Raw genomic sequence first — 12,121 nt, 5'->3', positions numbered from 1 at the left:
GCCTTGCATATAAACCACACTGGATATTGTCGTAATGAATATTATTGAAACTAAAATCAATGGTTTACTCATTTTAGAGCCGCGTGTATTTGGTGATGACCGTGGCTGGTTTATGGAAAGTTTTAACCAAAAAAACTTTGAGCATGCGCTTACTGAGCGTGATTTAGATGTACCACAATTTGTACAAGATAATCACTCGTTTTCACAAAAAGGCGTATTGCGCGGTTTGCATTATCAGCTTAATCCGCATGCGCAGGGAAAACTGGTACGTGTGGTACAGGGCCGAGCGTGGGATGTGGCAGTAGATATTCGCGAAAACTCACCAACATTTGGGGAGTGGGTAGGGCTTGAGCTTACAGGTGAAAACCACAAACAGTTTTGGATACCTGCTGGTTTTGCACATGGATTCATAGCACTCGAAGATAATACTCAGTTTTTATATAAGACCACGAATTACTACTCTAAGGAATGTGAAAGAAGTATTGTATGGAATGATCCAGATCTTGCGATTGATTGGCCTATTGAAGAAGGGACTGAATTAAAATTGACTGATAAAGATCGAACAGCATCAACTTTTATCAATGCTGATAAGTTTAAGTAGCTAATGAACAATAATATAAAAAACTTGTCTTATATGCTAATGGTTCAAGTAGCAAATTATCTTTTACCATTAATAAATATTCCTATTCTTGCCAGAGCATTTGGCCCTGAAAATTTAGGTTTAATAACCTATATTACGGCAATTACAGCATATTTTGTATTATTAATTGATTATTCTTTTAATTTTACAGGTGTAAGAAGAATTTCCAAAGATGAGCTTAATCCGGTTAAGGTGTTTAATACAATCTTAACAGCAAGATGTTATTTGTTTTTAGTTAGTATTATTGTATTTTCTATCTCATTATATTTTATTAATGATTTAAGAGAAAATTATCTATTGCTTGGTATTTTCTTTTTATCTTGTTTAGTTCCAATATTTACTAATATGTGGTTTCTACAAGCTAAAAATATGTTTAAGCAAATTGCGATTTTTAATTTTGTTGCTAAATTGGCTGTGACAATTGGAGTCGTAATTTTAATAAAATCTAAAGATGATGTTATAAAATATGCAATCTTGTTGAATTTTTCAAATTTAGTTATTGCAATTATTGGATTTTACTATATTTGTAAGAAATTCAATATTTATTTAAAATTTGTCAAGTTTAAAGAGGTGGTTAAATACTTAATAGAGGATAAGTATCTTTTTCTTTCTAGTATTGTAACTAATCTATATACAACGACTGGCATAGTTATTTTGGGTGCATTATCGACCAAAGTCGAAGTAGGTTATTATGGAGCAGCACAAAAAATTATAGAGCTGGCAAAAAATGTAGTAGCAATGCCAATTTACCAAGTTGTATTTCCTATTTTGGCCAGAAAATTCGGAGAAAGCCAAATAATTGGAGTTGAGGCTGTAAAAAAAATTCTTCCTATCTTTAATATCATTACTCTTATAGTGTTATGTGGGCTGATTTTCACAGGTTATTTTTTAATATTAATATTATTTGGTATTGAGTTTTTAGATTCTTATAAAATTCTTGTAATTTTATCTTTTGGTCTAGCTGCTGTATTTTATGGTATCTTGATAGGTGGTCAAGTAATGTTAAATATTGGATTAGACAAAGATTTTGTAAAAATTCAATTGATTGTTTCAATACTTAGTGTTTCAGCAAGCTTGATTATTCTTCCTTTTGGTGGGGCTGTAACAATTGCTTTGATATGGACATTAAGTGAGATATTAATAACATTTTATCAGATTTTTATTTTAAGAAGACATAATGTTTATATATTGAGTATGTCTGATTTTAAAATTGAATCTATTAAGCTTTCATTGAAATATATATTGGGTAAGTAATGTTGAATAAATTTTATAGATTTATTATTGGTTTGTATCATGCTTTATTTTATAGAAAAGATTTTGATCCAGCTATAAATTTTATTGAAATAAATAGAGATATTAGAAAATTAGACTCTATAGAAGAGATTCCTAAAATTATATGGTTATACTGGGAAGATGAAAATATTCCAACGTTAGTAAAAATTTGCATGAAAAGTATAATTAAACATTGCAAAGGATTTGAAGTGATTTTGTTGAATAATGTAACAGTAAATCAATATATTGATTTACCACAATTGTCTCAAAAAATACTATTGGCACAAAAAGCAGACTTAATTAGACTTGAGTTATTGTCCAAATATGGTGGTATATGGATGGATGCAACTGTTTTTCTAACTAGAAATATAGACTGGATTTTAAAAAAAATAGAATATCATGATGCTTTTATGTTTTATTCAGATGAATGTACATCGAATATAAAAAATCCAATTTCAGAAAATTGGTTTATAATAAGTAGAAGAAATAGTAGATTTATTAATGCATGGCGTGATGAATTTAAAAAGTGTATTACTAGTGAAAATCCAGTAAAATATTATGATAATGTAAAAAATAATAAAGAAATGATTCAAAATCTTACAGTTCCAGATTACCTTTTATGTTATATATCTGCGATTGTATGTCTTAATAGAGAGAAGTATAATATTTTATATGTGTCATCAGGTGTTACTGGTCATTATTATAATTATAAACACTTTTGGAATGGCTACGGTATAGCATTTAATATTCTTTTAAAAGATAAAGATGATATCTATATTCCACCATTATTAAAATTTACATCAAATTCTAGAAAATTAATAGAATTTTTATTGAAATATAAAGTTTATAAAAAAAAATCAATTCTATTTAAGTAGAATTATTTTTTAATTGATGTTGGTTTAAATTTATCTTTGATAAAGTATATTTGTTGAAATATAAATTAAAAATAAATATATTTTGATTATCTGAGAATTGAAGCTAAAGATTCTTTGATTATATTGTTATATCTTTATTGATTGTATATTATATATCGTTATATTTTTACGGAGGATATCGATATGATTTATTGTGTATTGTTAGTGTATTCAAAAGAGTATTATAAAAAAACTCTTTCTGAGTTTGAGAAATTGGTAAAAAGTTTAGAAGTCGATGATTATAAGATAATTATAGTTAACAACAATCCTGATTTACTATTTAAGTTTGATATTTTGGGAAATAATGATGGTTTAGAGTTTTCAGGGTGGGATAGTGCAGTAAGCTTTATAAGAAAAAAATATGTATTTAAAAATGATTATATTATTTTTGCTAATGATACTTTTTGTCAGCATAGAAAATGGGGAATTTATCAAAAATATAAATTTTCACATGCATTTAATAATTTTATTCAATCAAAGCTATCTGGTTTGTGTGGTGAAAAGAATAAAATTTCAGAAAGTTTTCGTATAAGTGATATCGAAATTGATGGTTGGATTAGTACCTATCTATTTATTATTTCTTCAGATTTGTTAGATAATTATAATTTAAGATTTGATAATGTAACTGGTGCTGAATCGGAATTTTATTCTTATGTGACTGAAACCGGAGTTCAATTTAATCCTGATTTTGATCTAAATTTAGCACAGCATTTAAATAATTGGTTATTTCCACTAGACCCGTCCAAAGGTTGGTATAAATCTAGGCATGCTCCATTAAGCGTGAAAGAAAATAAACTAAAATCTATTTTAAACGAAAAAAAATTAACAGCTAATGTTTTATATAATGGCGGTAAGGTTGTTGATATTAATTCCTTTTTTATTCCTAAGGTAATAAATTTTTTAAAGAAACTATTTGGGAGATAATTGTATGAAAGCTATCTATATTTCTGGATGTATACCATATAATGGAAAATCAGGAGGTCGTCTTGCAAGTTACAATCATTTAATGAAAATAAGTCAGGAATATGATCAAATTTATGCATTTTTTATTGATGTGGAATATGATTCTGATCAGTTTAATAAAAATGATGTTCCAGAAAATGTGACAGTAAAAATATTTCAGAGAGATATTCCACCAGTTAAAAACTTATCGACAAGTTTGGTTGCTATATTTCGTAACTTATTTTCAAAATTTCCAAGAAGTATGGATGTTGTTTATTCAAAGAAAGTTATCTCTGAGATAGAGAGTACTTATCGTTCAAATAGCGATATTGTTGTTATATTAGATCACTTTGATGCTTTTTCAAATCTTTACGAATTAAAAGACTTGAATATAATATATATAGCCCATAATAATGAATCAGATTTTCATTATCAGAAAGTGTTTTTTGATAAAAAAATAAATTTATTTTTTAATATATTAAATTATATGAAAATAAAATTTTTTGAAAGTGTTTTATTAAAAAGATCAAAAAAAAATATTTTTATATCATCACATGATTATAGTCAATTTTTGACTTATAAGGATAAGTCTATTGTATATCCTGAATTTATTAAATTAAAACAGAAAACTTGGAGTCTTGCTAATGTAACTGATAGAAGTGTTCTTTTTCTTGGCTCATCTGCTCATTATCCTAATAAGGAAGCGACATTATGGTTAATTAATATTTTTGCTCCAATTTTAATCAAACTCGATCCTTCAATTATTATTAATATTTGTGGCCTATCCAGTGAGAGTTTAAATCTTCATAGCGATATTCCTAAAAATTTAAATTTTTTAGGTAGGGTTGATGATGAAACACTAATTAAATATTTTCTTTCTAGTCGTGTTTTTCTCTCACCTGTTGTTTTGGGCTCAGGTATTAAGATTAAGGTTTTAGAAGCAGCATCATACTGCCTCCCTATTTTTTCAACACCTGAATCTATGTTAGGTTTACAACACTTTGATCAAATAATAAAAACTTCGGATAGAAATAATTCTGAAAAATTTGTAAAAGACTTTTTGAATTTTTTTAATGATGACCATTTGCTTTCTGATCAATCAAAAAAATTATTTAATTTAAATCAAGAGCTTAAAAATGATCAAACAAATTATTTTAAGCTTAAATGATAAAATTTAAAAAACCAAGTCAACGTATATTTTATATACATTATACGTTGACGTATTATAGCTACTTTCTTATAACCAGAAAAATTCCAAAACCTAGCGTTGGTAGTAACCAAAATGGATAAAAAATTAGTTGGTTAAAATTTGATAGAAAGAAGATAGACCACAAAAAATATATAATAAAAAAGTAAGCTATTTTTTTTTCGTAATCTATTTTATTCTTATATTTTTTCAATATTTCAAAAATATAAAATAATAAAATAAATAATATAATAAGAGAACCAATTATCCCAAAACTAATTAAGATATTTTGAATACTAGAATCTATTCCAGAACCTATATTTCCTCTTAACAGAACTTGCTCTTGCTGTGTAAATCCATATCCTGAACCTAGTAATGGATTATTCATAAAGATTTCATTTCCAACTCTAAAAGAGTCTAAACGTGCTAAAGTTGAGTCATCTGTTGAAGTTGTTGATGAAAATCTCTCAATGATTCTTTGGTTTATATATGAGGACGACAGTATTATTGGGCTGACTATTAAAATCGAAAGACTCAAATAAAAGAAGTTCTTTGATAACTTTCTTTTTTTTATAACATTATATAACTCATATAAATAGTAGAAACCGAATAGTACAAGTATTGAAGCAATTGCCGATCTTGAAAAAGTAAATACTAAAACAAATAACAATAAGCTTAATTTTATTAAATTGGTCTTATTAGAATCTATTTGGAAATTTATTAAACATAGTAAAAATGGAAATAATAATATATTTCCAAAAAAATTTGGATCGAAGTATGTTGATACGATTCTATTGATATGTGGATCACCATTGAAATATATACCAATTGATGATAGAAAACCCCATAATTCTGTTGACTCAGGAAAAGCAATTAATATTAAGATTGAAATAATTGATAATATTATATATACATTAATATATGTGTTAACAATATATTTAAAGTTAACAATTTTTTCGTAGTCTTTTAGTGTATATCCAATGCTGAATGTTGCGACTAGCATTAGCATTAGTCTAAAAGAATAAAATACACCTTCAATATTATCAGGTGTTTTTATTATTCCAATTGTTAAAGAAATCAATATTAATAATATTAATGTTAAGATAACTAAGAAACTTTTAATATGAATATTTTTTCTTATGATATGTAAACTGAAAATAAATATTAAAAATATTTCATAAAAGTTTATTTGAGCTGAGAATCTTGTTGTATTTCCAATTAAGATATATATACAAAAAAATATCAGCATTAATTTATTTAAGTTTATTTGGGGATTTAACATCAATTTAATAAACCTTTTTAGCTTCTAAATTATTCAAATTTTTCTTAATTTCAGCTTTAGACTGCTCCCAATTGAATTTTTTTATGTTTTTAAATCCTTGACTAGTAAAGTTTTTTTTATTTAATTCATTAATAACCAATTCAACTTTGTGAGTCATTTCATCAATTTTTGTTGGGTCTACTAGTTCACAACTATTGTTAGCAATTTCTACAAGCGAGGTCGTATTTGAGGTAATTACAGGTGTTCCACATGCCATCGCTTCAATTACAGGAAGCCCAAAACCTTCATAAAGTGATGGAAAAAGTAGGCAGAGTGAGCCTTTGTAGGTAGATGCCAGCTCATCTTCACTTAATCGCCCGAGAAACTTAACTCGATCTTCAATTTGAAGCTCTTTCGCTGTACTTACTAATTGATCAGAAGGTTTACCCGAAAATAAAACATGGATATTTTTATCTATATCTGCCTGTGCAAAAGCTCTTAAAGCTCGGTCTTCATTTTTATGTAGCTTTCGATTACCCACTATAAAAATATACGGAAAACCCGGTAGGTAGGGCTGCACATCTTTATGAAAAGCACTCGATACACCGTTATATACTACTTTCACCTTATCTGGATTGATACCCGACCAGTCTACAATTCTGCCTTTTGAAAACTCAGAGACGGTAAATATTAGTGCCGCTTTTCTACATGCCCGTTTAAGAACAATGTTGTAATAGAGTTTCTTTAAAAAGGATGTATTGGCATCTACATCTATGTGGTTGAGGTCATGGATAGTAATTGCTGTTCGATGTAAAAAGAAAAAAGGAGCATTAAAACCTGGTGAAAAAAAGAAGTTTTTATTAAAAAACAAATATATAGTAAGCTTAATAACATCAAAAATTGATACAGGGTTGCCTTTTAATTTTATTGGCTGAAAGAAATCTTCGTCATAAACTTCTGTCGCAAAACGCCCGATACCATGCTCTCCAAACCAACGTGTATCGAAAATTACTTTATTTTGTTGATTTAACATACAATTTTATTAAACGAGATTTTAATTACCTCGAATTATAATGAAATCCTATCGGAATATAAATGGTATATACTTGCTAACTTCAAAAATTCAATTTTTTTGCAAAATTATGGATGAGTAAGAGCTTCCTATGATAACAGAACCAAAAACAGCTTTAGTTGCAGATTGGCTTGTCACCTATGCGGGTGCTGAGCGCGTAATGACTGAAATATTAAAAGTTTTCCCAAAATCAGACCTATTTGCTGTGATTGATTTTTTAAGCGATGAAAGTCGACAGCATTTTTTAGGTAAACACGCCCAAACAACATTTATTCAAAAATTTCCTAAAGCTGAAACAAAATACCGCAATTATCTTCCATTTATGCCTTTAGCCATTGAGCAGTTAGATGTCTCTGCCTACGATGTGATTTTATCGAGTAGCCATGCAGTAGCCAAAGGTGTGCTTACGGGGCCAGACCAACTGCACATTAGCTATGTTCACTCGCCTATACGCTATGCATGGGACTTACAGCATCAGTATTTACGTGAGTTGGGGCTCACAAAGGGCATAAAAGCCATTATTGTACGTTGGTTATTACACAAAATTCGGATGTGGGACTACCGCACCGCCAATGGGGTAGATCACTTTGTTGCAAACTCTAAATTTATTGCGCGTCGTATTCATAAGGTATATGGCCGCGATGCAGATGTGGTTTATCCACCTGTAGATACAGATCGCTTTACACTACGTGAAAACAAAGATGATTTTTACTTTACCGCTTCACGTATGGTGCCTTATAAGAAAATTGATCTAATTGTTGAAGCTTTTTCTCATATGCCCAATAAAAAATTGGTCGTGATTGGGGATGGCCCAGATATGCAAAAAATCAAGTCTAAAGCGACATCTAATATCGAAATTTTAGGGTATCAACCGAACAGCGTGATGCAAGATCATATGCAGCGCGCTAAAGCCTTTGTATTTGCAGCGGAAGAAGATTTTGGTATTACACCTGTTGAGTCTCAAGCATGCGGCACACCCGTGATTGCTTTTGGTAAAGGTGGGGCATTAGAAACCATCAATTCGATTCACTCTGCAAATCCAACGGGCGCTTTTTTTGATAAGCAGGAAGTCTCAAGTGTGATTACGGCAGTTGAAGATTTTGAGCGGAATTGTGATTTATTTTTGCCAGAAAACTGCCGTAATCAGGCTTTAAAGTTTTCCAATCAGCGCTTTCACACTGAAATTGAGCAGTATGTTCAGCAGAAATGGGTTGCCAAAAAAGAATCGATGCAATAGTTTAAAATTATTCAAGCCGAGCATTTCGCGCGGCTTGAATAGGTTAACTGTTGTTTAACAACGACCGTAAAGATCTTCAAATCTTACAATATCGTCTTCGCCCAAATAAGAACCCGATTGCACTTCAATTAGTTCTAGCTGAACTTTACCTGGATTTTCAAGCGCGTGAATCTCGCCTAAAGGAATATAAGTCGACTGATTTTCTGTGAGTAGAAATGACTCTTTTCCTTTATGAATTTTAGCGGTGCCATTCACCACAATCCAATGTTCAGAGCGATGATGGTGCATCTGGATCGAAAGTTTCTGGCCAGGTTTCACTGTAATTCTTTTTACCTGATAGCGTTCTGCATGGTCGATACTGTCGTATTTGCCCCATGGTCTGTATACTTCACGGTGACAGAAATGCTCGGTACGGCCTTGTTCTTTAATAGTTTCAACAATCTTTTTAATGTCTTGTACTTTAGATTTGTCTGCAACCAGTATGGCATCTTTGGTTTCAATCACGACCAGATTGTCAACGCCAAGTAAGCTCACCAAACGGCTTTCGCTAAAGACATAGTTATTTTGGCTTTTTACAGTAATTACATCACCCTGAATCACATTACCTTGGTCGTCTTTATTTTGAATATCCCAAAGCGCAGACCAAGAGCCGACATCGTTCCAGTTGGCATCGAGTGGCACCACCACTGCATCTTGGGTTTGCTCCATCACAGCATAGTCAATCGATTCAGAACGGCACTGTTTAAAAGCCTCTTTATCAATCCGGACAAAATCTAGATCTGCTTTGGTGTCTTGCATTGAAGCAACGCACGAACTGTAGATATCTTGCGCATACTTTTGCAGTTCGTTTAAATAAACATCGGCTTTAAACATAAACATGCCGCTGTTCCACAGAAATTTCTTGCTCTCTAAATACTGCTCGGCTGTGGCGGCATCGGGCTTCTCTACAAAGCGCTGTACCTGAAAACCATTGAGCGCTGCATTACCTTTTTCGATATAGCCATAGCCAGTTTCGGCATGTGTAGGCACAATACCAAAGGTGACCAGTTTGTCGTGTTTTGCAAGTTCTAGCGCTTGCATAATACTGTGTTCAAATTGCGCTTGCTCAGTAATTACATGATCTGCTGCTAACACCAGCATGATGGTATCTGAGTCTTTTGCTTGTTGGGTCTGGTACAGTGCCGCCAGCGTAATCGCGGGCGCTGTATTTTTACCTTCAGGCTCCAAAATAATTTTGGCGGTTATGCCAATTTCGCGCATTTGCTCTGCGGCCAAAAAGCGATGTTCTTCGTTACAAATCAGAATTGGGTCTGCACAATCAAGATTTTTTAAACGTAAAAGGGTGGCTTGTAATAACGTGTAGCCATCTGGAGAAAGTTTTAAAAATTGTTTCGGATATTGTGTGCGTGACAAGGGCCATAGGCGGGTGCCGCTACCACCTGCCATAATGACAGGTAAGATTTTAGTTGTCATGTTAAACCTATAATTGATATATGTACCTAAATACACGCATAGATATACACGAATTATTGCTGTTTAGGAATCTTATTATTCTAATAATATGAGGTACCACTTAGTGGTTTGTCTTAAGTAATACTTACTTTGATCTTACAATTGATTAGGCAAGTAATACCTACATAACTCTTAATTTTAGTTTTTGTTCATGGCCTGTTTTGTCCTCTTGTAATTCATTTACCTCCATATTTTTTATCGCCTCACCCAAAGCAGTTATAGCTAATTTTTTAATAGAGTGGTTATTTGGGGTTTGTATTTCATCCACCAAAATGCGTATCGCATCTTGGCTTCCTAGCTCACCGAGTGCCTGAATTGCTGCACATTTTTCTTTTGCACTACCAAATTTGATGATGTTAGATAAGGTACTAATTACAAATGCTTTATGCTGGGTGGTTTTGGCTATCGCACCGATTGCAGCTAATCTCACATCCAGAGAATTGGACTGTGTCAATTTTACCAAAAACTCAAATTCAGCTTTCAATGCGAAACCCTCTATAATCATAAAGTAATCCTATACTTTATTGATTTTTATTTTACATATATCAACATTGTTAAGATATTAATTTTTAAAAATATTTTGATGTTAATTGTGATTAAATTTACGTAGATTTACAAAAAAGTGCTTTGCTTCGCAATTGTAAACTCTGCTTTATATTTCTTGTTATTATTAAAAATCTCTAATAAAAGTATAACGAAAAAAATGACACATTCCGGCATGGAGAATGTTGTAGAATAACTGCATCTATTCACAGAATAATCAACGTTTATGTCGTCTTGCATGCCTCTAGATCTTCAAAATCTTCGTATTGCTATCATTGGTTTGGGCTATGTGGGCTTACCGCTGGCCGTCGAGTTTGGCAAGCATGTTGCTGTCGTCGGGTTTGATATCTATCAAAAACGCATCAGCGAGCTACAGCAGGGGCAAGACCATACGCTTGAGGTCAGTGCAGGCGAGCTGCAACAGGCCAAGCATTTGCACTATTCGTGCGATGTCTCAGATTTGCAAGATTGTAATTTCTTTATTGTGACTGTACCCACTCCGATTGACCAGTTTAAACAGCCAGATCTTACACCGCTCATCAAAGCGTCACAAACCATTGGTCGCGCACTTAAAAAAGGCGATGTGGTGGTATATGAGTCGACGGTATTTCCAGGCGCAACCGAAGATGTCTGCGTGCCGATTTTAGAGCAAGTGTCGGGTTTAAGCTTTAATCAGGATTTTTTTGCGGGTTATAGCCCCGAGCGTATCAATCCTGGCGATAAAGCGCACCGTGTGACCAATATTTTAAAAATCACGGCGGGTTCTACCCCTGAAATTGCAGATTATGTCGATGCAGTGTATCAATTGATTATTGAAGCTGGCACCCATAAGGCACCAAGCATTAAGGTGGCCGAAGCAGCCAAGGTCATTGAAAACACCCAGCGTGATGTCAATATTGCCCTGATTAATGAATTGGCGATTATTTTTAATAAAATGGGCATCGACACCGAAGCAGTACTCAAAGCTGCGGGCACCAAATGGAACTTTTTACCGTTTCGTCCGGGCTTGGTTGGGGGCCACTGTATCGGGGTCGATCCGTATTACCTGACCCACAAGGCACAGGCCATTGGGTATCACCCTGAAATTATACTGGCAGGCCGTCGTTTAAACGACAACATGAGCATGTATGTGGCCAATCAGCTCATCAAAACCATGAATAAAAAGCGCATCCAGATTGAAGATGCCAAGGTACTGATTTTGGGCCTGACCTTTAAAGAAAACTGTCCCGATATTCGTAATACCAAAATTGTCGATATCATGACAGAGCTAAAAGACTTCAATATGCAGGTCGATATTTACGACCCGTGGGCAGATGCTGAAGAAACGCGTCATGAATACGCGATTGATCTGGTGGCCCAGCCTGAGCAAGGTCGTTACGATGCCATTATTTTAGCGGTTGCTCATGATCAGTTTAAAGCGATGGGTAGTGAAGCAATTCATGCATTAGGACGCGCCAATCATGTGGTCTACGATTTAAAATATGTACTGGAACACGCCCAGTCGGATATCCGTTTGTAAGTTGTAGTGCGGTTAAGTGGAGA

11 protein-coding genes are annotated in these 12,121 nt (G+C 32.7%); 7 read left to right on the top strand and 4 right to left on the bottom strand.

What is annotated here, in order from left to right; genetic code table 11:
• Window positions 1–34: 34 nt before the first annotated feature.
• From rfbC to L2096_RS11245, 5 genes are all read left to right on the top strand, one after another.
• Window positions 35–601 carry a dTDP-4-dehydrorhamnose 3,5-epimerase gene (rfbC, locus tag L2096_RS11265; RefSeq protein WP_250365438.1) on the top strand — a complete coding sequence of 189 codons (567 nt, stop codon included), beginning with the start codon at window positions 35–37 and terminating at the stop codon, window positions 599–601.
• Window positions 602–604: 3 nt separating this feature from the next.
• Window positions 605–1,894: an oligosaccharide flippase family protein gene (locus L2096_RS11260; protein ID WP_250365437.1), complete on the top strand. Its 1,290-nt coding sequence runs from the start codon at window positions 605–607 to the stop codon at window positions 1,892–1,894.
• Complete coding sequence (locus tag L2096_RS11255) at window positions 1,894–2,787, top strand: glycosyltransferase family 32 protein (RefSeq protein WP_250365436.1); 894 nt, start codon at window positions 1,894–1,896, stop codon at window positions 2,785–2,787. The genes L2096_RS11260 and L2096_RS11255 overlap by 1 nt, the downstream gene beginning before the upstream one ends.
• Window positions 2,788–2,970: 183 nt before the next feature.
• Window positions 2,971–3,750, top strand: coding sequence for a hypothetical protein (locus tag L2096_RS11250; protein ID WP_250365435.1), 780 nt, complete (start codon window positions 2,971–2,973; stop codon window positions 3,748–3,750).
• A 4-nt stretch (window positions 3,751–3,754) separates the two neighbouring features.
• Window positions 3,755–4,936 carry a glycosyltransferase gene (locus L2096_RS11245; RefSeq protein WP_250365434.1) on the top strand — a complete coding sequence of 394 codons (1,182 nt, stop codon included), beginning with the start codon at window positions 3,755–3,757 and terminating at the stop codon, window positions 4,934–4,936.
• A 61-nt stretch (window positions 4,937–4,997) separates the two neighbouring features.
• On the opposite strand, the gene L2096_RS11240 is transcribed toward L2096_RS11245, so the two are convergent.
• Together L2096_RS11240 and L2096_RS11235 are read right to left on the bottom strand one after the other, a co-directional pair.
• Window positions 4,998–6,236, bottom strand: a complete 1,239-nt coding sequence (locus L2096_RS11240) for an O-antigen ligase family protein (protein ID WP_250365433.1) — start codon at window positions 6,234–6,236, stop codon at window positions 4,998–5,000.
• 4 nt (window positions 6,237–6,240) lie between these two features.
• The gene (locus tag L2096_RS11235; RefSeq protein WP_250365432.1) at window positions 6,241–7,248 is read right to left on the bottom strand and encodes a glycosyltransferase family 4 protein; all 1,008 of its coding nucleotides are present in this window, start codon (window positions 7,246–7,248) and stop codon (window positions 6,241–6,243) included.
• A gap of 130 nt (window positions 7,249–7,378) precedes the next feature.
• On the opposite strand from L2096_RS11235, the gene L2096_RS11230 reads away from it, so the two are divergent.
• Complete coding sequence (locus L2096_RS11230; protein WP_250365431.1) at window positions 7,379–8,524, top strand: glycosyltransferase family 4 protein; 1,146 nt, start codon at window positions 7,379–7,381, stop codon at window positions 8,522–8,524.
• Between the two features lie 54 nt (window positions 8,525–8,578).
• Here L2096_RS11230 and L2096_RS11225 read toward each other — a convergent pair whose 3' ends face one another.
• Complete coding sequence (locus tag L2096_RS11225) at window positions 8,579–9,997, bottom strand: mannose-1-phosphate guanylyltransferase/mannose-6-phosphate isomerase (RefSeq protein WP_250365430.1); 1,419 nt, start codon at window positions 9,995–9,997, stop codon at window positions 8,579–8,581.
• A gap of 160 nt (window positions 9,998–10,157) precedes the next feature.
• Entirely contained in the window at window positions 10,158–10,541 is a 384-nt protein-coding gene (locus tag L2096_RS11220) for a HEAT repeat domain-containing protein (protein WP_250365429.1), read from the bottom strand.
• A gap of 276 nt (window positions 10,542–10,817) precedes the next feature.
• Here L2096_RS11220 and tviB point away from each other — a divergent pair, with 276 nt between their 5' ends.
• A complete protein-coding gene (gene tviB / locus L2096_RS11215) occupies window positions 10,818–12,098 on the top strand; it encodes a Vi polysaccharide biosynthesis UDP-N-acetylglucosamine C-6 dehydrogenase TviB (protein WP_250365428.1) in 1,281 nt (426 codons plus the stop codon).
• Window positions 12,099–12,121 lie beyond the last annotated feature (23 nt).

This window comes from Acinetobacter sp. ACZLY 512 (assembly GCF_023614015.1).
Classification (GTDB): Bacteria; Pseudomonadota; Gammaproteobacteria; order Pseudomonadales; family Moraxellaceae; genus Acinetobacter; species Acinetobacter soli.
This window is presented reverse-complemented; position numbering and strand designations above follow the sequence as displayed.